Annotated in this window: 15 protein-coding genes and 2 pseudogenes; 10 read left to right on the top strand and 7 right to left on the bottom strand. The window is 61.7% G+C overall.

Features of this window, described 5'->3' with window-relative positions:
* Positions 1–27 precede the first annotated feature (27 nt).
* From AC58D2_RS18940 to AC58D2_RS18930, 3 genes are read left to right on the top strand one after another with little or no spacing between them, the layout of a single operon-like run.
* Positions 28–1641 (top strand): acyl-CoA synthetase, encoded by a 1614-nt coding sequence (locus AC58D2_RS18940; protein WP_054588685.1) that lies wholly within the window; start codon positions 28–30, stop codon positions 1639–1641.
* On the top strand, positions 1638–3272 hold the full coding sequence (locus tag AC58D2_RS18935) for a flavin-containing monooxygenase (protein WP_054588684.1): 1635 nt from the start codon (positions 1638–1640) through the stop codon (positions 3270–3272). Before AC58D2_RS18940 ends, AC58D2_RS18935 begins: the two co-directional genes overlap by 4 nt.
* The gene (locus AC58D2_RS18930) at positions 3272–4267 is read left to right on the top strand and encodes an alpha/beta fold hydrolase (RefSeq protein WP_039575348.1); all 996 of its coding nucleotides are present in this window, start codon (positions 3272–3274) and stop codon (positions 4265–4267) included. The genes AC58D2_RS18935 and AC58D2_RS18930 overlap by 1 nt, the downstream gene beginning before the upstream one ends.
* 189 nt (positions 4268–4456) lie before the next feature.
* On the opposite strand, the pseudogene tnpC reads toward AC58D2_RS18930, so the two are convergent.
* From tnpC to AC58D2_RS18915, 3 genes and pseudogenes are all read right to left on the bottom strand, one after another.
* A pseudogene (gene tnpC / locus AC58D2_RS18925) lies at positions 4457–5622 on the bottom strand (IS66 family transposase); the annotation flags it as partial.
* A 22-nt stretch (positions 5623–5644) separates the two neighbouring features.
* Positions 5645–6202, bottom strand: a pseudogene (locus AC58D2_RS18920) (transposase); the annotation flags it as partial.
* Positions 6203–6689: 487 nt separating this feature from the next.
* Positions 6690–6911 (bottom strand): hypothetical protein, encoded by a 222-nt coding sequence (locus AC58D2_RS18915; protein ID WP_137871680.1) that lies wholly within the window; start codon positions 6909–6911, stop codon positions 6690–6692.
* 164 nt (positions 6912–7075) lie between these two features.
* Here AC58D2_RS18915 and AC58D2_RS18910 point away from each other — a divergent pair, with 164 nt between their 5' ends.
* A complete protein-coding gene (locus AC58D2_RS18910; protein ID WP_497392639.1) occupies positions 7076–8308 on the top strand; it encodes a tyrosine-type recombinase/integrase in 1233 nt (410 codons plus the stop codon).
* A 7-nt stretch (positions 8309–8315) separates the two neighbouring features.
* Here AC58D2_RS18910 and AC58D2_RS18905 read toward each other — a convergent pair whose 3' ends face one another.
* The gene (locus tag AC58D2_RS18905) at positions 8316–8696 is read right to left on the bottom strand and encodes a hypothetical protein (protein WP_497392638.1); all 381 of its coding nucleotides are present in this window, start codon (positions 8694–8696) and stop codon (positions 8316–8318) included.
* Between the two features lie 75 nt (positions 8697–8771).
* On the opposite strand from AC58D2_RS18905, the gene AC58D2_RS18900 reads away from it, so the two are divergent.
* Positions 8772–9089 (top strand): hypothetical protein, encoded by a 318-nt coding sequence (locus AC58D2_RS18900; protein WP_497392637.1) that lies wholly within the window; start codon positions 8772–8774, stop codon positions 9087–9089.
* A gap of 1100 nt (positions 9090–10189) precedes the next feature.
* Here the strand turns inward: AC58D2_RS18900 and AC58D2_RS18895 are convergent.
* From AC58D2_RS18895 to AC58D2_RS18885, 3 genes are all read right to left on the bottom strand, one after another.
* Positions 10190–11287 (bottom strand): S-methyl thiohydantoin desulfurase family protein, encoded by a 1098-nt coding sequence (locus tag AC58D2_RS18895; RefSeq protein ID WP_497392636.1) that lies wholly within the window; start codon positions 11285–11287, stop codon positions 10190–10192.
* Positions 11284–12846, bottom strand: coding sequence for a hydantoinase/oxoprolinase N-terminal domain-containing protein (locus AC58D2_RS18890; RefSeq protein WP_497392635.1), 1563 nt, complete (start codon positions 12844–12846; stop codon positions 11284–11286). The genes AC58D2_RS18895 and AC58D2_RS18890 overlap by 4 nt, the downstream gene beginning before the upstream one ends.
* A gap of 140 nt (positions 12847–12986) precedes the next feature.
* Positions 12987–15476, bottom strand: coding sequence for a LuxR C-terminal-related transcriptional regulator (locus AC58D2_RS18885; RefSeq protein ID WP_497392634.1), 2490 nt, complete (start codon positions 15474–15476; stop codon positions 12987–12989).
* Positions 15477–15748: 272 nt separating this feature from the next.
* Here AC58D2_RS18885 and AC58D2_RS18880 point away from each other — a divergent pair, with 272 nt between their 5' ends.
* The 5 genes from AC58D2_RS18880 (at position 15749) to AC58D2_RS18860 (ending at position 21408) form a co-directional block, all read left to right on the top strand.
* On the top strand, positions 15749–16489 hold the full coding sequence (locus AC58D2_RS18880) for an aspartate/glutamate racemase family protein (protein WP_497392633.1): 741 nt from the start codon (positions 15749–15751) through the stop codon (positions 16487–16489).
* A gap of 21 nt (positions 16490–16510) precedes the next feature.
* Positions 16511–18697 carry a TonB-dependent receptor gene (locus tag AC58D2_RS18875; protein ID WP_497392632.1) on the top strand — a complete coding sequence of 729 codons (2187 nt, stop codon included), beginning with the start codon at positions 16511–16513 and terminating at the stop codon, positions 18695–18697.
* 90 nt (positions 18698–18787) lie between these two features.
* Positions 18788–19198 carry a hypothetical protein gene (locus tag AC58D2_RS18870; RefSeq protein ID WP_497392631.1) on the top strand — a complete coding sequence of 137 codons (411 nt, stop codon included), beginning with the start codon at positions 18788–18790 and terminating at the stop codon, positions 19196–19198.
* Positions 19199–19813: 615 nt separating this feature from the next.
* On the top strand, positions 19814–20389 hold the full coding sequence (locus AC58D2_RS18865; protein WP_497392630.1) for an RNA polymerase sigma factor: 576 nt from the start codon (positions 19814–19816) through the stop codon (positions 20387–20389).
* Positions 20386–21408 (top strand): FecR family protein, encoded by a 1023-nt coding sequence (locus AC58D2_RS18860; RefSeq protein WP_497392629.1) that lies wholly within the window; start codon positions 20386–20388, stop codon positions 21406–21408. Before AC58D2_RS18865 ends, AC58D2_RS18860 begins: the two co-directional genes overlap by 4 nt.
* Positions 21409–21462 lie beyond the last annotated feature (54 nt).

Raw genomic sequence — 21462 nt, 5'->3', positions numbered from 1 at the left:
CCACCCCGTTCGGAGAGGGGAACTAATGTGATCGACTGGAATCTCGGCGACATTCTCGACGCTATCGAGCCCGTCATGCCAAAGGATGCGCCGGCCCTGATACACGGCGACCGGATCATCACCTGGCCCGAAATGTCGGGACGTTCGAACAATGTTGCCCGCGCGCTCCGGCAGCGCGGAGCCGGCAATGGGGCCAAGGTTGCCTTTTATATGCGCAACCGACCCGAATATGGCGAGTTGATGGCAGCCTGCTTCAAGGGGCGCCTGATCCATGTGAACATCAATTACCGCTATGTCGCCGAGGAGGTCTTCTATATCTTCGACGATTCCGATAGCGAAGTGATCGTCTACAGCTCGGAATTCCGCGACTGTATCGTCGAGCTCAAGGATCGGCTCGAGAAGGTTCACACCTTTGTGGAAATTGGCGAGGCTTCGCAAATCGCGCCTTTTGCGATCCCTTACGAAACACTCGCGCAAGAAGGCGACGGATCGGCGCTCGGCATAGTGCGCTCTCCCGAAGATCAGCTCTTCATCTATACCGGCGGCACGACGGGCATGCCCAAGGGCGTGATGTGGCATCACGACCAAATGCGCAAAGCACAGCTCGAGGCCCAGAAGCTGCTCGCCCCCGTTCCTCAGACACTCGAAGAACACGTCGCGTTGATCACAAGTCAAGGGCCCGGCAACCGCACCCTGCCATCCTGCCCGATGATGCACGGGACCGGCTTCATCACCGCGATCGGCACACTTATGTCGGGCGGCGCCATCGTTACACTCGCAGACTCGTCCTTCGATGCGACGGAGTTGTGGGAAACAGTTGATAAGCATAAGGTGCAAAGCATCGCAATTGTGGGCGATGCCTTTGCCAAGCCAATGCTGCAGGCGCTGGACCGGAATCCCGGCCGCTGGGATACCAGCAGCCTCGTCACCATCGTTTCATCCGGCGTGATGTGGAGCAAGGAAGTCAAGGCTGGGCTGTGCAAGCATATCCCCCAGGTGGTGCTGATGGACAGCTTCGGCGCTTCCGAAGGGCTCGGCTTCGGCCGCTCCATCACAACCGCGCAAGGGGGCACCAACACCGCGAAATTTGCGATTGGCGAATTCTGTCATGTCTTTGATGAAAACGACCAGAAAGTGACGCCGGGAAGCGGCGTACCGGGATTTATCGCCCTCATGGGTGCGATCCCAGCGGGTTATTACAAGGATCCCGAGAAATCCGCCAAGACCTTCCGCACAATCGATGGGGTCCGCTATTCGATTCCGGGCGACTGGTGCACGGTCGAGGCCGATGGCAGCCTGACCTTGCTGGGCCGTGGCAGCGTTTGCATCAACACTGCTGGCGAGAAAGTTTACCCCGAGGAAGTCGAGGAGATTCTCAAGACCCATCCCGCGATTGGTGACGCGCTGGTCGTGGACGTGCCAAACGAAAAATGGGGTCAGGCCGTCACCGCCGTCGTCCACCTCAGCGGCGACGTTGCGTTCGACGAGCAAGCCGTCAAGGATCATGTGCGGGGGCAGTTGGCAGGCTACAAAACACCGAAGGCCATATATCCAACGAAGATCCCCCTGCGCGCATCGAACGGCAAGGCCGACTATGCAACGGCGAAGGCAATTGCCGAGAGCCTGACTGCCGCTTCATGACGAATCAGACTTCGCCCGATTATGACGCTGTGATCATCGGTGCTGGCTTCAGCGGGATCTACTTGCTCCACAAGTTGCGGGACGCCGGGTTCAACGTGCTGCTGGTCGATGCTGCGACCGATCCGGGCGGCATCTGGCACTGGAATTGCTATCCCGGCGCACGCGTGGATTCGCAGATTCCGCTCTATGAATTCTCGATCCCCGAAGTGTGGCGGACATGGACTTGGAGTGAGCGCTTTCCCGGCTGGGAAGAACTCAGGGCCTATTTCCGCCATGTCTGCGATACGCTGAACCTTTGGCCGCTGATGCGGATGGGATCGAGGGTCGAAAGCGCCGATTTTGATGCAGGGCGGGGACTATGGAATCTACAGCTTGAGGGCGGGCAATCCGTATCGACACGCTTCTTGCTCCCAGCCCTCGGTTTTGCGTCGAAGCCGTATATCCCCGACATTCCGGGCATTGAGGATTTCGAGGGCGAATGGTGCCACACGGCGCGCTGGTCGCAGGAGGGTATTGATCTCGATGGGCGCAAAGTTGCCCTGATCGGAACCGGAGCGAGCGGTGTGCAGGTCGCCCAAGAAGCAGCCAAGCGGGCTGAAGCGCTGATCCTGTTCCAAAGAACCCCGATCCTGGCCCTGCCGATGCGGCAGGAGCGGCTGACGCGGGAGGATCAGGAACGCGAAAAGCACAGCTATCCTGCCCTTTTCGAACAGCGCAGGCAGACGAGCGGAGGATTTGAAAGCCAGTCACTTGAAGTCTCGGCGCTCGAAGTCGACGAGATTGAGCGCAATGCCCACTTCGAAGATTTATGGCAGCGAGGCGGATTGAGGTTCTGGTACCACAACTTCGCCGACTTGCTTACCAATCGCGCAGCCAATCGCCACGCCTACGATTTCTGGCGCGACAAGGTTCGCGCGCGGATCGCCGATCCCGATCTGGCCGAGAAACTCGCCCCATCCGAACCGCCGCATCCGTTCGGCACGAAGCGACCTTCGCTGGAACAGGGATATTACGAGATTTTCGCGCAGGACAATGTTGCGCTGGTTGATCTGAAGGCAAACCCGATCACCCGTGTCGGGCCGCACGCAATCACAACCGCAGACGGCGAGGTCGAATGCGATCTCATCGTTTTCGCCACCGGCTTCGACGCGGGGCGGGGCGGGTTGATCGACATGAACATCACCGGCAGGGGCGGCCTGTTACTGTCGCAAGCTTGGGACAACGGGCTGCGCGCCTATCTGGGAATGGCGGTATCGGGTTTCCCCAACATGCTGTTCGCTTACGGACCCCTGAGCCCCTCGGGTTTTTCCAACGGCCCGACAAGCGCGGAAATGCAGGGCGACTGGATCTGCGATTTCATGGTCTGGCTGCGAAACAACGGTTACGATCTTTTCGACGCCGATCCGCAAGCAGAGGCGGACTGGACCGAAATGGTCGCTCAGGTTGGCGCTATGACGCTCTTTCCCGAAGCGGACTCCTGGTACATGGGCGCAAACATCCCGGGTAAGAAGCGCCAACTCATCAATTTTCCAAGCGTGTCGACCTATGCTGCGATTTGCGGCGATGTGGCACGCGATGCCTACCGCGGCTTTGCCGCCAGCACACCAGCGAACAAGGACAGCGCAACCTGATGAATGAGATGTTCAGAATAAGTGACTTTCCAGTGGACATTGATCCTGTTTGGGCTGGCGACGGCTCACATCTGCCCGAATGGTTCGTGTCGGCGCTCAAGGTGCCCCGCGAAGAAGGTTATGTGGAAATAGATGGGGCCAAGGCGCACTATTTCCGCTGGGGTGACCCCAGCAAGCCCAAGGTATTGATGACCCATGGCTTTCTGGCACATGCGCGCTGCTTTGCCTTCATTGCACCGTTTCTGGCAGAAGATTATGACGTGGTGGCGTTTGATCTGGCCGGCATGGGCGACAGCGACATGCGTGGTCGCGCCGACCTCTTGGCGAGAGGGGGCGAGTTTCGCGAGATTGCCGAGGCGCTGAATATGTTTGCGGATGGCCAAAAGCCGACAATCATCGCGCACAGCTTCGGGTCGGGCGCAGCCCTGACAGCCGTGACCCAGTGGCCCGAGGCCTTTGCCGGAGTGGTGGTTTGCGATCTCATGATCATGCGGCCCGCTCTCCTGGAAGAGTACTGGAACCTCAGGCGGTCAAGCCCTGGTTCCGGCGATCCGGACAAGCCCAGCAAGCGTTATCCTTGCTATGAAACGGCACGTAAGCGGTACATCCTTTCCCCGCCCCAGCCGGTCGGCGAGCCATTCCTTCTGGACTACATGGCCTATCATTCCCTGCGACAGGATGGAGACGAGTGGACGTGGAAGTTTTCAACCGAGGTCTTTCGGAGGAGCAACAAGCCCAACGAATGGCTCACCATGGGCGAGCGTCTGGTGCAGGCACCGGGCCGGAAGGCCATCGTGCACGGCGGTATGAGCCAACTCTTCACCCCGGAATCGGCCGAATACGTCCGCGAGCTGGGTGGAGGTGACATTCCGATCATCGCGGTGCCTGAAGCCCGTCACCATCTGATGCTCGATCAGCCTTTGGCCTTTGTAACCGCACTCCGCAGCATTCTTGCCCTTTGGGATACGCACACTGCACCGCCACTTGCAGCCTGATCCTGGTTGTCCTTCGCCCCGGGTTCCCGCAGGTGCGGTGCTTGCCAGACCTTGCCTGCCGGGAAAGGGAGCTGCCACTCAGCGTTCGCCGGCCATGCCGTTGCGGCGTTCAAGCCATCGTTCGCGCCGCACCAGATAGAACGGGAAGGCGAAACAGTGCCAAGCAGCGAAAGCATGTAACCGGTGTTTTCAGGCCACGGTGGACCATGGCATGAGTTGGGCGAGATTGTTGGCGGGATGACCGTTGGCAAGTTTCACGAGGGTCTGGGTCATCCACCCGTGCGGGTTGACGCCGCTGATCTTGCAGTTTTCGATGAGCGTGGCGATCACCGCCCAGTTGTCGCCGCCTTCGTCGGAACCGGCAAACAGGGCATCTTTGCGATTCAATGCGAGGGGGCGGATCGAGCGTTCGACGGTATTGGAGTCGAGCTCGATGCGGCCGTCGTCGATGAACCGGGACAGTCCATCCCAGCGGGTGAGCGCATAGCGGATCGCCTCGCCGAGCTTGCTCTTGGCGCTGACTTGGCGGCCAGGGGCGGCAAGATATTGATGAAGATCACCGACGATGACGCGGCTGCGTTCGGTCCGAGCGGCACAGCGTTGCTCGGCGGGTGAACCGCGCACCTCGTCCTCGACACCATAGAGCAAGGCAATGCGGCGCAGCACTTCGGTGGCGACCGGCGACGTGTCGGCCAGTTCGTAGAACTTGCGGCGGACGTGCGCCCAGCAGAAAGCGAGCCGGATCTGCTGGCGCCGCCGGGCGAGCGCGGCGTAGCCGCCATAGCCATCGACCTGCAGGATGCCCGCGAAATCACCAAGGTGCGTGTGAGGGCGTTTTGCCTTGCGATCTGGCGCATAGACATAGGCAACGATCGGCGGATCGCAGCCGCCCCATGGTCGATCATCGCGAGCATAGGCCCAGAGCTGTCCTGTCTTGGTCGGCCCGCGCCCGGATCGAGGACCGGGGCGGTTATCTCGTCGGCGAACAACCGCTCGGATCGTCGTAGCTCGTCGAGAATGTGGTCACGCAAGGGGCGCAGATACCAGGCCGCTCGCCCGACCCAGTCGGCCAAAGTGGATCGGTCGAGCCGGATGCCCTGCCGGGCGTATATCTGGGCCTGCCGGTAAAGCGGCAGGTGATCGGCATACTTGGATACCAGCACCTGGGCGATCAGTGCCTCGGTGGGAGTACCGCCCTCGATGATCCGCGCTGGCGCCGGAGCCTGCACGATCGCGCTCTCGCACGAACGGCAGCCATAACGCGGCCGCCGGGTGACCAGGACGCGGAAGGTGGTCGGCACCACATCGAGGCGCTCGGCCACATCCTCGCCGATCTTCCGAATGTGCCGATGGCAGGATCACACCCTCGGCCTCAAGCTGTTTACGCAAATCCCGCCGCCAGGCGTATAGCTGCGAGGGATCCAGCCCATGCCGGCGCGCCACAGGACTGACGCCCTTGCGGCCCGAATAGCACTCCGCGACAATCGAGGCCTCCACCTCGGGCGGCCACTCCCGCCGCTTGCCCGCGCCGATGAACACCTCAAGGCGGCGCGCCAAGCTGGCCGCCGGACGCCCACCCAGCGCCAGCCTAAGGTGATGTACGATAGAATCCAGGCGGGCCGTACGCCGGGCAAATGTTGCAGTCACATCTGGAGGAAAGCGTTCAACGAAGATCCGCGTGGTGCAGCGGGATGTGGCGCAGCGAAAACGCCGGGCGACAAGAGTAATCCGAACCGGTCGGCCATGAGAGAGTAGATCGGCGAGTGTACAGTGATATCGACTGTGGACACGCGCAGATGGGCGGCAGCAGTTCGGGTAAATCGAAACTCGAAATCGGGATCGCCGGGTGATCCGTATCTGATCGGCGGCATACTCGACCTTGTCGATCACCAATCCTGTTGGCGCAATGGCTTCGCGAAAACCTCTCCCATGCATGGCGATCTCCTCCTTCGGGGAAAAACTCGCCACTATCAACGCACTTGCACCAAAAGTGAGTCAGAGCCCCATTCTGGCGCTAATCCACATCCTAACGCGAAGGGCTCGGGCGCTTTAGCGTACGAAAGCCTCTGATGGGGGAACCCGCGTGGGCTCTGGGATTGAGCTATGGGATTTGTTTTGGCCTGGTCGGAAGGGCACCGTACATAGTTGCAAGACGACCCGGGCGACAGCGCGAGGCGCGAACTCGACCGTTATGATCGACGCTCAAAGCCTCCATTTGTCGTCCTTTGGCGGATGTGCGGCAACTCTCTGAGGCGATCGGCGCAAGGCGGCCCGTTGGCCAGCGCCGGGCGCGCGCGGTCGTTCTTGGGAATGGGGGCAATTGCCGCACTGGCCGAACTCGAACGCGTGGTCTCGACCTTATTGGCCTCGTCAACAGGACTGGGCCGCAATAGCTAGCAAGTTGCCAGCTCGAATTCGACGCTCATAAAATGATTACTCGGTCGGCGATTTTTCTGCCGGCGAGCTTGAAAAGCTGCGACTGCGATCGCGAGCGAATTTGCAACCAAAAATCGGCTTCCGATATCGTCCAGCCCTTGCCAAATTTTGTGATGGTTTCTATGATGGTTTCAGCGGTATCTCGTTGTTGATTGCATCGGATTTCCGCCGCTTTGATGCCCAGTTCAGTTCCTCTTCTGGGCACCATTTGTTCTTCCGGGGGCGTCCGAGAACGTCCGAAAAACGGGAGATTTCCGCCGTTTTTTGTGCTATAGCCGTCCGGTCAAATCCGGGCGGATACGGCACCAATCGGGAACAAATAGGGCATCCTGATGGGTATCGATTTCGCCTTTTCGAGAAGGCGATACCCCTATGAGCACGCTCTTTGCCACCACCATTGCGAACGCGAAACCCCGCGAGCGTCCCTACAAGATGTTCGACGGCGGAGGGCTGTACCTCTTCGTCAAGCCGAACGGCTCGAAGCTCTGGCGCCTGAATTACAGCTGGCTCGGCAAGCAGAAGACACAGTCTCTCGGGCAATGGCCGGACCTGGGCCTCGCGGATGCGAGGACGAAGCGCGATGAAGCGCGACGCTTGCTGGCCTTGGGCACTGACCCCGCGCATCAGCGGAAAGTCGATTTGGCGAAAGCCCGTATCGAAGAGGACAACAGCTTCAAATCGGTCGCCCTTGAATGGATCGCCAAGAACGAGCGCGAAGGCATGGCCGAGATCACGCTGAGCAAGATCCGCTGGCTGCTCGACAAGGCATATCCAAAAATTGGCGATCGCCCGATCGCCAAAATCACTGCCCACGAGGTGCTCGTCGTCTTACGGTCGGTCGAAGCGACCGGCCGATACGAGAGTGCGCGCCGCATGCGCAGCGTCCTCGGCCGGGTGTTCCGCTATGCCGTCGCAACAACACGGGCCGAGCGTGATCCCACGAGCGACCTGCGCGGCGCTCTCACGGTGCCCAAGCCCAAGCACCTCGCGGCGATTACGACCGCGAACCGCGCCGGCGAGTTGATGCGCGCGATCGAAGGCTATACCGGCCACGCAATCACCCTCTTCGGGCTGCGGCTATCGGCGCACCTATTTGTTCGGCCGGGCGAACTGCGCCAGGCCGAATGGAGCGAGTTCGACTTCGACCGATCCGTCTGGAACATCCCCGCGGAGAAAATGAAGATGCGGCGTGCCCACCGGGTACCACTTTCAACTCAGGTTACCGGCCTCTTCGAAGAACTCTGGGAGTTGACCGGGACGGGGCGCTACTGCTTCCCCTCGTTCCGCACCGATCGTCGGCCGATGTCGGAAAACACGGTCAACGCGGCCCTGCGCGCGCTCGGGTTCGGGCCGGAGGAAATGACCGCCCACGGCTTTCGCGCCATGGCGGCAACGCTGCTGAACGAGAGCGGGCGGTTCAATCCCGACGCCATCGAGCGGCAACTGGCGCACATGGAGAATGACGGTGTTCGGCGTGCTTACACTCGGGGTGAATATTGGGATGAGCGTGTTACGATGATGCAATTCTGGTCGGACGAACTCGACCGGCTTCGCGACGGCGCCAAGGTCCTCAAGCCGAATTTCGGCGGTCAGCGTTCAGCATGAGGCGCACTCAATCGAGGCGCTTCGCGTCATAGATGTAGACGTCGTCATCCATCAGCTTGAGATCTGCGATGCGCTCGGCAATCGCGGTCGGCGCTATCTTGGCCTCCAACCAATTCTGATAGAGGCGCGCGAACTCTACCAGCTCGGCAAACTTGGGATCGACACCTTCTGCCTTTTGCCAGTTGACGAGGAGGCTCGAGAGGCCGTCGATCTCTCTTTGTCGCTCGACCTGGCGCTGAAGAAACGTGATTCGGTAGCCCTCCACCCGGACCTGTCTTTCGCGGTCCGCTCTCCGCCTTTCCTGTTCGGCCCATTCCTTCTTCTGTTGCGCGATTTCTTCGCGGCGGGCCTTCACGGCAGCCGCCCATCGTGTGAGCGCATCGATCATGGACGGAACAAGGTTTTCGAGGCGCTGGCGCTTCCCATCCGAGAAGATTCGCCGGGTGCCGCCCGCGGCATAATCGTGATCGAACTTCAGAACGAGGTCTCCACTCGGGACATAGTCATGGTCGGGAATCGATCGCGCGCGCCATGGGCGATAGCTTATGCCGCGATCGGCCAGCGCGCGCTTGCGCTCATATTCGGCCTGTTCCTTAAGCTCGGCGGCGGTGATTACGTGCGGCACGCGGTCGAGCTTCTCTTCGATCATAAACCCGACGGTCTCGCCATCTGCGATGATCGCATATCCCTGGTCGGTACTTTCGAGCCGCCAACCTTGTGTTTCGGCGGCCGTGACGAGGTGGTCAAGAACCTCGCACGCGCGTTTGCCGCTGTTCGGTGACACCAGGAGCCTGAACTTCCCCCGGCCCCGGATCGAAACGCGGTCGGCCGATTGGCTTTTCAGGATCGCGTTTCGCGTGCTCGAAACGCGCTGATGCGCGCAGACGTCAATTTTCTAAGCGCCCACAGGGTCATTCGCGACAGGCGCGTCCTCCACCTCTTGGTCAGCAACGTGGATTGTCGGCGGCCGAACAGAACGTCCCCTTGGAGAGGCAGGAATTGTGTAAAACTTGTCGTCGAGCGTGGGCTCCGCTGGTTATTCTGGTGTGAGCGCTTCCTTGCCTCGCTCCTTTTTCATCCAGTGGCCAGCACGGGGCAGGGGTAGTCCAAGTTGGCGCGCCAACGCAGTGAGCGCTGGTGCCGAGGTGCAGAGTTCGGCTGCATTGGTGGTCATCGGTCTCGACCAGGCGCGATCAAACAATGCACGCCGACTAATCTGCCTTGTCTTCATCTGCTTACTACTCGCTTAAAATTGTCGTTCCGACCAACATAGCCTTGTTGCTCCCGGGCGGGGGAGTTCACCCTTGGCCGGGTCGTTGCTCCAGCTAGGAAACCCAGGCGACTATAGGCGCCATTATGAAAGGCAAAGCGGTGGTCACTGGGGCGCAGTTAACTCGTTGCAAAGCGCCACGAAAGTTTAGCTTGTCTCGCCCGCTGTATCTCTTGTTTCCGTAACGGCAAAGGCCAATCTATTAGGCGCTCAGCGACGCGGAGGGCTCCCGTCGGCGGGGCTATCCCCGGTCTTTTGCCAGCCGAGCAGCGACCCGTTCGGTTGGCATCTCGGCGGCATCACGCTAACAGACACCTCGGTTCTGTGCGCGGTGCCGCCACTTCTCGTAGCGATTGGCCTAGAGGCGGAGGCCTAGGGGACGCTTTCCCTCGGTAACCTCGGCATGGCACGTGTCGCGCCTATGTTCACGTCACCCGGCATCTCCCACAAGCGCGGGTCGGACTAAGCTGCGCGTGGGCTTTTGTATCGAACCGACAGCCGCGATCGACGTTCCGCCTTGGCGGCGCGTGCGGTCCGATCCGATCGCACCGCGGCGTTTCGGTTTCGCAGTCCTGGGCAAGCACTTTGCCATTGCCAGGAATCCACGCGGATTAGTCCATGAGCGAGGCGAGGGGTTGGTAGTGGGTGTCGAGACCAAACTCCTCAGGCCCGACGACCGCCAGTGCCGCCGGCGTTACAAGTTGAGCCGGCGCTGCGCAGACGATCACCGAAACGCGCTGACCATAGGCTAGTCGCTCGGTAGGAATGGCATGCCCCGACTCCGTGTCGACGATGGTTACGAGATCCGGCACGATGCAGCGCAATTCCCCGTCGACACGCACGCTGAGATTTTCGTTTTGGAAATCGATCGACGCGGCGCTTTTTCCTTCGAGCGCCTTGACCGTGCAGGTACCGAACACCCAACCGTCACGCGTATCGCGTTCGATCGATACGATCTTCCCCTCGAACGCGCAGCGCCCGTCGCCGTAAAGTGGCAATTCGCACAAGGCCGCGATCAAGCGATCGACCGGAGCGCGGTCGGCGTGGGATTTGCCGTTGATCGCTCGTCCGATCGAGATTGCACCCGATAGCGTCTGCGGAACGACCGCAGTGCGCGATTGCGCCCCTGTCATCGAATAGCAGGACAGGCACGCGGCTGCACCCATCGCCGCCACGACGGGGCGGGCCAACTCTTCCGCTTTCTGTCCATCGTCGGTCTCGAACATGACCACGTTACCATGTTCGTCTCCCAGCGCCATCGGCGCGCACCGGATGCCATTGATGTTCATGCTGGTCATCTGCAGCTTTGGAAACGCGCGTCCCATGCCGTCGCCATCGACAATCGGGAGTCCGCGCATTGCGGCATAGGCCACCGGCATCATTGAATTGCAGCCACCAATCTCGAGCGCGATCACGGCGGTTGCGGTCCGGCCAAGATAACGTTCGAGTGCACGCACGGCGCGATCTTGGTCGTCGATGGATAACAGCTTCTCGATCATCACCGTCGGCGCGCCCATCGCCGCTGCGACGAACACGGCGTCGTCGTCGGCCAGCTTGGCAGGGTCGAGAAGGGGCACGGGCCCATGCTGCGTAATCGCTTCGTGGCACAGCAGGGAACCGAGATAGGGATCTCCACCGCCCCCTGTGCCGAGAAAGGTTGAACCTGCGGCAAGGTCTTCGATATCTTCGAGCCCGATTTGCGAAATCATGCCTGTGCCTCCGTTGCCGCCAAGTCGCTAACCGCCCGACAGATCACCCGGGTTGCTCCTCCTGACATATATTGAACCGGGATCGCCTCTAGATCGACGATCTCTACGCCCTCCTTCGTCCCGCCAGCTTCGATGACTCGCTGAGTGGCCAATTCCTGGGCTTCGACAAGCGCCGCCTCTTTGTCCGCCGGCGTGGCGATCATGTAGAGGCGGTCGATCTCCCCGCTCACTTGCCCGATCGCTGCCCCGATAGCATTCGCGACACCCGCATGTTCCGGGCGATGCAGCTGTGAAACGCCAGGCGGTGCGTCGCGCAGGAGAATGCTACCCCCGCCCACCAGAATAGCGGGCGTCGCGTCGGGCGTCGTCTTGATCCGATCCACAGCGTCGGCAATGATCCGTTTCATCTCCTCGCGAGACGAGTCCAGCAACGCGTCGTCGAGATCGCCGACCAGCGACTTGTCGCCGAAATCAGCCCAGCCCGATGCGACCGCGATGTCACTTGCGGTGAGAATGTCGCCGCCAAATATCTTCGCGTTCTCGCGGAGCGCGAAACCGACCGATTGCGGTCCGACGCTTACCGATCCACCCTGATCGCGGACGAGGCTACCGCCGCCGAGGCCCACCGACAGAATGTCGGGCATGCGAAAATTCGTCCGGACCCCGCCGACGTCGACATGGACCGATGACTGGCGAGGGAAACCCTTCGCCAGAACGCCAACGTCGGTGGTGGTCCCGCCGATATCGATCACGACCGCGTCGGTCTGCCCCGTCAGCCAGGCGGCGCCTCGCAGGCTATTTGTCGGGCCGGCCGCAAAGGTCATGACCGGATGTCGGCGAAGTTGGTCGGCGCTCATCAGCGTCCCGTCGTTCTGGCTGACAAACCAAGAACAGGTCAGTTTCAGCTGATGGAGGGCATCACCGAAGGCCTTGGCCACGATGGCGGCAAGTGGGCGAAGGCTCGCGTTCATGATAGCGGCGTTCTCGCGCTCGAGCATCCCGGCGCGGCCGAGCTCGGAGGAAAGCGACACCTCGAGACCCGGCGCATTCTCTTGAATGATCGCAGCAGCCTGGACTTCCTGTTCGGGGTTCATGTGGCTGAAGATGCAGGAGACGGCGACTTGCGTAATGCCGGCGGCTTTCGCGCGCCGGGCGGCGCCCGCTATTTCTTCGGCATCGAACGGGGCAATCGGCTGCCCGTCGAAATTGAATCCCCCACCGACCAGCACGCTGTCGCCGAACACGGCATCGCGAACATCTTGGGGCCACCCAGAAAATGGCGGAATTCCGCGAGACGCGGGTGCGCCGATCCTGATCGCCAGGACTTTTGCCAGGCTACGGCGTTGGACGAACGCATTGGTGAAATGCGTCGTGCCGATCATCACCGCGCGTATCGCTTCGGGACCGACTTTCGCTTCGTCGATGAGCGTTTGCACCGCGTCGATGATGCCGCTCACGACGTCCGCGCTCGTGGGACGCTTTATCGCGGCGATGACGTTGCGCCCTGAAATCAAGGCCGCATCGGTATTCGTGCCGCCGACATCTACTCCGATTCTCATCGCTTTTCATGCCCCTCCTTGGATGCGTCCGGGTTGCACGCTCCACGTGGCGGGGTTCAATCGCGATGCTTGGGAGGCGGATGTTCTACTTAGGAGTTATATAATGCTAGCGATTTACTCATACTACTCGATCGGGTAGTTCAGATCGCGTGCAGTTCCTTTGCCCTGTGCACCGCCGACAGGCGGTCATGCACATTGAGCTTCCGATAGATGCTCTTGAGGTGAAACCGCACCCCGTGTTCGCTCATGTCCAGCATCCGACCGATAACCTTATCGCTGCCGCCCTCGCTAAGTGCCTGGAGAACCTCGATCTCGCGCGTCGACAGGAGAACATGTTGGCTGCCTGCGACCATCTTGCTGGGCGCGCGGAGAGCACCGATGAACCGCTTTCGGCCCGAGCTGGCGCTCTCTGGTTCCGCAGCGAGTCTCGCCAACGCCAGGGCGAACGCTGGGCTCATCGTATGAAGGAAGACCTGCCGGGCGCCCAGCCGGATCCCAAGCTGCACCGCCCTTCGCAGCTCGGCTTCGGCACTTTCCTGACCGCCATCGAGCAGAAGGGTCGCGAGGAGTATACGGTAGCGGAGGCTCGACCGCGCCAGCTTTAACCGATCACTTGTTTTCAATGCATCGTGAAGTCCGTTCTCGGCGTCGGTCCGACGACCTTGTCTTGCTGCCAGGTAGGCGCTGGCGAGATGGAACGTCTCCTGTTCCTGCCACGTACCGGCGGCATCGACTGGTGCCAGAGGTTCCCAAGGATCGTTCCCACCGGTGCCATCCCGGATCCATTGTTCCCCGGCCAGCACGATCGCGAGATTTTGCAGCATGGCTGCTACGCGCGGTAGCCCCTGTGCGGCCAATTTGCGTCGCTGGTCGGCCAAGGCCTCTTGCGCCGGACCGAGCCCATGATCGGCGGCGATAATCCGCGCCATCGGCTCATAGGCCGCGGCATAAATGTCGAACCACGCTTCGGAGTCGGGCATTCGATACGCGGACTTGCGGACGGAACCGCGCGCGCTCGTTAGCTGCCCGAGTTCATATTCCAAAGATGCCATGAGTGCGGACATCACGGTCTCAGCGCCTCGGTCGTTCGCGAACTCCTGCCGCCAGCGTTTGCGCGCGTCGCCAAGTGCGCCGCGCGCTTTCTTGAGATCTCCTTGGGCCAAGAGAATGTTTGCCTCGTGGAGCGAAAGAAACAGCAGGTTGTACCGCGAGTCCGCGCTGCGCGCGTGGACGCGCGCATCGATGAGATTTGCAAGGGCGGCATCGAACTGTGCGCGTTGCGCGTGGAGAATGCAGGACAGCGTCGATAGAAGCGATTTCCAATCGGGTTCGTCGGCGCCCCTCGCCACGATCGAGCGAAAGCGTTCGAGGTCGGCCTCCCTTTGCAGGCCGCAGCCATAGACGAGTAACGTCACCCGCACGACTTCGCGATCACGCTCGAAGTCAGGCGTTTGCGGTAGGTTGCTCGCGTCCAGGGCATCGAATGTTTCCTGCGCTTCGGTGATCCGGCCCGCCTTCATCAGCACGATGCAGCGCATGAGCTGGAGGATAGGCGATCGGGCGACGATCGTATCTCCGGCCTGCTCGACGACTTCGCGAATGGCGGGAAACCCGTGCGTCATCCAGATCAGCAGTGACCCGCGATCGACGACCGCGCGTTCGATTTCTGCTTCGAGGCCAGCGCTTCGATACAGCCGCGCGGCTACGACAAGATCGCCGCGGGCCGCGAACTCCTCCGCGGCGCGGGCCAGCGATTCGACTTGGTTCGCTTGCGGGAGGGCCTCGAACTGCGCGGCGAGCCATTGGCGTAAAATGGGATGGAGCGACAACTGGTTCCCGTGTCGCTCGATCAGACCAGCAATTTTGACGCTGGTCCTCGTGATGGCCTGTAGCGCGTGCGATCTCGCAATTCCGCGCTTCTCAGGCTCAACTTCGATCGTTTCCGCAATGCTGGCATGGATGAGGGTTTCCAGTTCCTCGCGCGTCAGCACGGGCACGACCTCCTGTTCGATATATTCGTCGAGACCAGAGGCCGCGAGGATGGCCGTCGTCTCCCAATCGGACTCTTCGGGCAAGGCCTGTTCCGCCCACCGGCACAAGAGAGTGCAAGCCGCAGGCCAGTTTCGAGCGAGGTCGATGACGCGTTTGCGAAATCGAGGGGGAATACGGTCTGTCCGCGAACGAACCTCCGCATCGAGCATTCTCAGGTTGCGCCAATCTACGATCTGCGCCGTCCCATCGACCGTGAGGCGGGCCAGCGTAAGCTGCTTCAGGTGATGCAGCGCGATCCAGGCCTGCGGCGCGTCGGGAGCAGGGAAGCGGACGTTGAGCGCCTCCGACAGCATTCCCACATCCGCGCCCCTCAAACTGTCTACGATGATAATGTCGCCGGTGCCCGCACCGAGAAGAGCACCTGCGGCGGCCCGTGGATCCGCGCGGTGGCTGGTAACATCGAAGCGCTGGACACGGCCACGACCCTCGCGGTGCGCCAATTCTTCGGCCGAGCGCAGCAGGGCGGATTTTCCGAATCCGGGAGGCGCGCAGACGATTACGACGTTGGAAGAGGCTAGCAGCCGCTCGGCGAGCGCCAACGATCGAATATCGGCATTTCCGGTTTGACCGACAACCATCGCGTTGCTCCCGTTGCTCGACGTCGCGTGGCGCCGACCTCTAGTTGCAAGTCGACGTCGCTCGACTCCGTAGCATGGAGTCGCGGAATATAAAATCCTGGGCGCTACTAGAGTTGGTAGTCACAAACCAAAGCTGACAATCCGTTTCTACTAGGCAGGGGGTATGCTCTCCCTATCGCCAGACTTGTTACCCAGCCTCCTTTCGAGACAGGTTTTCGTAGCGAACCGCAGCCGTGAGACGAACCCCTAGCAACAGGAAAGGTGAAACGACGATGACGACGATCCACCTCATTACCCCGGTTACCACCCGTGACATTCGTAACCTCGACGAGATCGCCCATCTGGCGAGTCCCACTCTTTCGTTCACGCATTCATTCCTGGACCGCGGCCCCCCGTCAATCGAGTCCGAATATGACGAGGCCCTGGCCGTGCCCGACACGATCGTGCGGGCCATAGAAGCCGAACGTAATGGGGCAGACGCGATCATCATCGATTGCATGGGTGATCCGGGGCTGAAACCCGCGCGCGAAGTCGTTCGCATCCCGGTCCTCGGTCCCGGTGAAACCTCGATGCACCTGGCCGCCATGTTGGGACAGAAGTTCAGCATCGTGACGGTGCTGGAGTCGGTCAGACCGATGCTGGTGAATGCGGCCAAGGTCTACGGCGTTTACGAAAAACTGGCCTCGGTCCTCGTCGTGGACATTCCCGTGCTCGAACTCGAGCAACGGTTGGCCGAGGTGCAGCAAGCGCTGGCAAAGAAGGCCCAGGACGCCATCGAACGCGATGGTGCCGACGTGATCGTTCTCGGCTGTACCGGGTTCCTCGGTTGCGCGGCGGCCATCGAACAGCATCTTTTAGCCGCGGGACACGACGTGCCTGTCATCGACCCGATCCCGGCAACGGTGTGCGTCGCGGAAGCCATCGCCAAGAGCGGCCTTCGGCATAGCAAGCGGACCTACTCGGTTCCGCGCGCCAAGACCATCATCGGCTTCGATATTCCAAGTTTCCTGTAACGATAAGAGGAGGGGGCTTTCATGAGCAATTTCAGAATCAGGACGCGCTGCACGTTGATGGCGAGCGCGGTAATGCTTTGGCCGGTCGGGGCGGCCGCCCAATCGGCGAGCGGGGAAGGGGCGACAACTGCGCAGCCCCAGATCTCTGCGGCGGACAGCACCGATATCGGCGACATCGTCGTGACCGCGCAGCGCCGCGAGCAGCGCGGCAACGATGTCGGGATCGGAATGAACGTGCTCACGGGTGCCGAGCTGGCATCCGGTGGGGTCAAACAGGTCACCGACCTCACGAGCCTGACCACGAACGTCAACATCAAGAATACGCTTGGTAACAGCGTCCCGAACATCTCGATCCGCGGCATCGGTCTCAATGACTATGCTTCGAACAACAATCCCGCGGCCGGCGTCTACGTGGACAATGTGTACCTGGTCTCGCCGGCGATGCTCTCGTTCGGTCTGTTCGACGTCGACCGGGTCGAGGTGCTCAAGGGACCGCAGGGCGACCTTTACGGCCGCAATACGACCGCCGGCGCAATCAACGTTATCAGTCGGCGGCCCTCGGCGACGCCGAGCGCCGATTTCGAAATCGGTTATGGCAGCTACGATAGCTGGCACGTCAACGGCGCCGTCGGCGGTGAACTCACTTCGACCTTGAACGGGCGATTTGCCTTCGTGACGGATCAGCAGGATTCGGGCTGGCAGACGAATTACGTGACAGGCAAGCGCAACGGCAAGATCGACCGAACCGCCGCACGGCTGCAGTTGGAGTGGACGCCTTCACAGGCGTTCAACGCGCGTCTTAGCGCCCATGCCGGCTATGATCGTTCCGACGAAGCCTTGTACAAGGCCGACGATAATCTGACGACGACCGAGGACGATCCGTACCTCGGCCAGCCGCGTACCGCGGGCTCTGCCAATGATCCCCACCTTGACAACAAGTCGATCGGTATTTCCCTCACCATGGATTGGAACCTCGACGACAGCCTGACGCTGACGTCGATCTCGGCTTATGAGCATTTCCGGCGCGTCAACGTGGCCGATCAAGATGGCACGGGCCTTCGCCAACTCGACAGCACCTTTGCCAATACGATCAATCAGGAGACGCAGGAACTCCGGCTGTCCTACTCAAGCGACGAGCTGACGCTGATCGGTGGCGTCTATTATTCGCATGACAAGGTCAGCGCCCGCGACTCCTACCTGATTTCGGACTTGTTCCCGAACTTTGGGGACACCTTGGGCAACACGTATCGTCAAAAAACAGAGGCCTATGCGGGCTTCGTTCATGGCGAGTGGACATTCCTGCCGCAGCTGACCGTAATCGCGGGCCTGCGTTACACCCACGAGAGCAAGGACTTCGATAACGTCACCACCTTCTTCGGCGCCAATGGCGCGTACGCCAACGCCTTTCCTCCCGCGAGCAGCACATTCACCACGTCGCGGGTCTCTGGAAAAATTGGCCTGAATTACAAGCCGGCAGATGACACCTTGATATACGGAACCATAAGCCGCGGCGTGAAATCGGGCGGTTTCCAAGGACAGTTGACGTTCGACCCAGCGGCTATTCAGCCATTCGATGACGAGACGGTCACAGCTTATGAAGTCGGTATCAAAAGCCGGGTTCTCTCCAACCTCCAGGTCAACGCCGCGGCGTTTAGCTATGAGTATAAGGACGCCCAATTTTACGGCCCTCTTTTCGATTCCCCGCTCGGCACGCTGTTCGGCATCGCCAATGTCGGCAATGCGCGTGTTCGCGGCCTCGAGGGCGATATTCGCTGGCGCCCGGCCCTCGGCCTGGACCTGCGTGGCGGGATCGGTTTCGTCGACACGAAAATCACCAAGTCGATCGTTCCTGGCGTGGCAGAAGGAAGCCGGCTTCCCAATGCGCCAAAGCTGACGCTCAACGGTTCGATCAAATATGGCTGGGCGCTTTCCGACCAACACCGTGCCGATATCACCCTGACGGGTGTCTATCAGAGCCGCGTTGCGTTCGACATTGTTCGCAATCCGGCCGAGGCAATCGAGGGTGGATATTTCCTGGGCAACGCCGAGATTGGCGTCGATCTCGGCGATCATTTTCGGGTGTCGGTATTCGGAAAAAACCTGTTTGATAATCTCTATCGCACGCAGGCGCTCTTCACGAGTATCGGCTGGACCTACCAGTACGGGGCTCCGCAGACGTTCGGCGTCAACCTTTCGTACAAGTTGTAAGCGGGGAGATCGGGAGGGGCGCGTGTCCCCTCCCGATCGACGGCAACGAGATCGCCACGACTATCTTCGGTCACAGCGGACGAGCGTGAAATGACCAACCAGCCCGTCGTGGAAAATTGCCCCTTTGTCGCCAAGTGTCCGCGCGATCGACTTTCCCTCCTTTGTGCCGAGGCATTGCCATGTCCCGACGTGGTCAAGCGGCTCCTTGCGCTTGTCAGCGGTGAGGCTGCCCTGCCGGTCGATCTCATCGTCGACCAAGGCGCGATGTCGCAATGGATCGGTATTTTCTTCGACCGCGATATTTTCACGCCGTCATCGAGATTAATCGGGCGAATCGAAAATATTCCCTCCGTCATTTTCGCGGGATGGCTCGAAGACCTGACCTCGTCCTTGAGCATGCCGGACGCCAATCTAGCGCACGGCTTCGTTACGTTCCGGGCGCTGATAGACATTTCACGGCGGCGGCGGCTGCGGCAGATCATGGGCCTGCCTGAGCGATAGTGACCCCCGGATACCATCGCTTCGCGTTCGTCGGTACCGGCGCACGACATCGCGGGTGTATCGTCGAGACTTCGCCATGACGAGGCGAATTTTGGATGCCGCCGGGCGGCGGGCACGCGCTTGATGCTGAACGTCGAACCTACCGCCGCGCGCGAATGTTCAGGACAGTCAATCGAGCTTGCAGAAAAGTCGTGATTCGAACACCTTGAATGACCGGGTGGCCGAAGCGAATGTCCAGGCCCTATCGGCGCTAAAGGCTTCGGCACATGCTCAAGCATGTTTCCGTCACCCGGTATCTTCGTTTCCGGCGCGGCTTGCATTGTCGCTGCGGAGATTTATGCTGATCAAGCGCGCCTGTTATCCAGGTCGCGCGAGGCAAGATTGCCGCGCATACGGGAAATTGGGCCGGAGCATCTAGTTTCCGGGCCGCAGCCGCGAATGTCCAGGCCGCGCAGGCGGTTAAAGGCGGCAGCGCATGTTCCGGGCGGGCGTCTGACAACCGGCATTGCCGGCTGGCCTCCCTGCCGGAGAACAGCCCATGGCCCTGGGCTTTCCGATCGTACGCGCGGCGTGCGGTCGACGCGCGCTGGACACCTGGTCTCGCGGGGTGCCGCGGTGCACCTGAAATCCGTACCCGACCATGCGACGGTCGCCGAAGCCGACCCGCTGCCGCCCGACGACGCGCGCCCGCGATCGCGCGGCGTCTGCATCGAGACGCTTTACCGCGCGCACCATGACGGTCTCGTCCGCTTCATTCGCCGCCGGGTGCAGGGCGAACGCGCCCACGACATCGTGCAGCGGGTCTTTTGCCGACTTGCCGGCCTGGCTGAGCGCGAGCAGCAGCGGATCGTCGCGCCCGCGGCCTATCTGCGCCGCGCCGCCGACAACATGCTGCGCGACGATGCGCGGCAGGACGCGCGACGCTCGGCGACGCTTCACCTCGGCGACGACGAGGTCGCGCTACGCTCTGCCGACCAATTGGCGGCGCTCGAGGCGCGGGACCGGTTGCGGCGCATCGAGAAGGCCTTGCTCCGTCTCAAGCCGCGCACCCGCGAAATATTCCTCGCGCACCGGCTCGACGGTTATAGCTATGCCGAAATCGCCGCCCGGACGGGCCTCAGCATCAAGACGGTCGAAATGCACATGACGCGCGCTATCGCTCACCTGGCCCGATCGGGCGAGACTATATGACCGACCGGGGAGCGCCGGGCGGAAGCACGCGCAGTGCTGCAGAATGGTTTGCCGTGATGCGCGGCCCGGACGCCGACGCCGAGCGCGCCGCGTTCGAGGATTGGCGGCAAAATGCCGCCAACGCCGATGCCTATGCCCGGATCGAGGCAAGCTGGGAGGATAGCCGTTTCCTCGCGAACCGTCCGGTCGGGCGGAACCGCGACCTGTCGCGGGCCCGCCGCAGGACGCCGCCCGCCGCGCTGCTGGCGGCCGGCATCGCCGCGCTGACCTTGCTTTCGGCCAGCCTGCTCGCGCAGCAGATGGGATGGCTGGGAACGCCCGGGGACGAGCCGGTCGCGTCGACGCCGCTCGCCGCGGGAGATTTCGTCACCAACGCCCGGCTCGCCGATGGCTCGCGGGTGACGCTCGATCGCGGCACCGAACTTCGTGATCTCAGCACCGTCGACGAACGGCGGTTCCTGCTCGTACGCGGGCGCGCGCGCTTCGACGTGGCGCACGACGCCGCGCGGCCCTTTTTCGTCGATAGCGGCGCGAGCCGCGTCGTCGCGCACGGGACGGTCTTCGACGTCGGGATCGAGGCGGGTACCGTCCGCGTCACCCTGATCGAGGGGTCGGTCGAGGTGCGCGGACGGACGACCGGCGCGCCAGCCAAGGGCGCGGCGCGCTTTCTTGCCCCGGGCGAAGAATTGTTGGTTCGGTCGGGCGCCGTGGGTACGCCCGCGCGCGCGTCCGCGGCGAGCCTCGCCTGGGCCGAGCCGATGATCAGCTTCGACGCGGAGCCGATCGCCGAGGCGGTCGCCGCTTTCAATCGCGGCAGCGGCCGGGCGGTGCGGCTCGAAGGCGAGGGGCTTGCCGCGCTGCGCGTATCGGGGGCGTTCCGGCGCGACGATCCACAAGGGTTCGCCGATGCGCTCGCCGCGAGCTTCGGGCTCGCGGTCGAACCCGCGAAGGATGGAAGCCTCGTGCTGCGCGCGCGCCCATTGAAGGCGCCGGTCAGGGGCGAAGCGGGCGCGCAATGAAAAAGTCACAGGGTTAATTCGCGGATCGGCGTCTCGGGGGTCGAAGGGGGCACA

It is taken from the genome of Sphingopyxis sp. CR5 (assembly GCF_059693785.1).
Note: the sequence above shows the minus strand (reverse complement) of the source record. Positions and strands in the feature narration are given on the sequence as shown.

Bases quoted from the DNA above. Each gene is read 5' to 3' on its own strand.
- AC58D2_RS18880 (WP_497392633.1), top strand. From the start codon at position 15,749: ATGACGACGATCCACCTCATTACCCCGGTTACCACCCGTGACATTCGT.
- AC58D2_RS18870 (WP_497392631.1), top strand. From the start codon at position 18,788: ATGACCAACCAGCCCGTCGTGGAAAATTGCCCCTTTGTCGCCAAGTGT.
- AC58D2_RS18890 (WP_497392635.1), bottom strand. From the start codon at position 12,846: ATGAGAATCGGAGTAGATGTCGGCGGCACGAATACCGATGCGGCCTTG.
- AC58D2_RS18860 (WP_497392629.1), top strand. From the start codon at position 20,386: ATGACCGACCGGGGAGCGCCGGGCGGAAGCACGCGCAGTGCTGCAGAA.
- AC58D2_RS18895 (WP_497392636.1), bottom strand. From the start codon at position 11,287: ATGATTTCGCAAATCGGGCTCGAAGATATCGAAGACCTTGCCGCAGGT.
- AC58D2_RS18875 (WP_497392632.1), top strand. From the start codon at position 16,511: ATGAGCAATTTCAGAATCAGGACGCGCTGCACGTTGATGGCGAGCGCG.
- AC58D2_RS18930 (WP_039575348.1), top strand. From the start codon at position 3,272: ATGAATGAGATGTTCAGAATAAGTGACTTTCCAGTGGACATTGATCCT.
- AC58D2_RS18910 (WP_497392639.1), top strand. From the start codon at position 7,076: ATGAGCACGCTCTTTGCCACCACCATTGCGAACGCGAAACCCCGCGAG.
- AC58D2_RS18885 (WP_497392634.1), bottom strand. From the start codon at position 15,476: ATGGTTGTCGGTCAAACCGGAAATGCCGATATTCGATCGTTGGCGCTC.
- AC58D2_RS18905 (WP_497392638.1), bottom strand. From the start codon at position 8,696: ATGATCGATGCGCTCACACGATGGGCGGCTGCCGTGAAGGCCCGCCGC.
- AC58D2_RS18915 (WP_137871680.1), bottom strand. From the start codon at position 6,911: ATGGTGCCCAGAAGAGGAACTGAACTGGGCATCAAAGCGGCGGAAATC.
- AC58D2_RS18935 (WP_054588684.1), top strand. From the start codon at position 1,638: ATGACGAATCAGACTTCGCCCGATTATGACGCTGTGATCATCGGTGCT.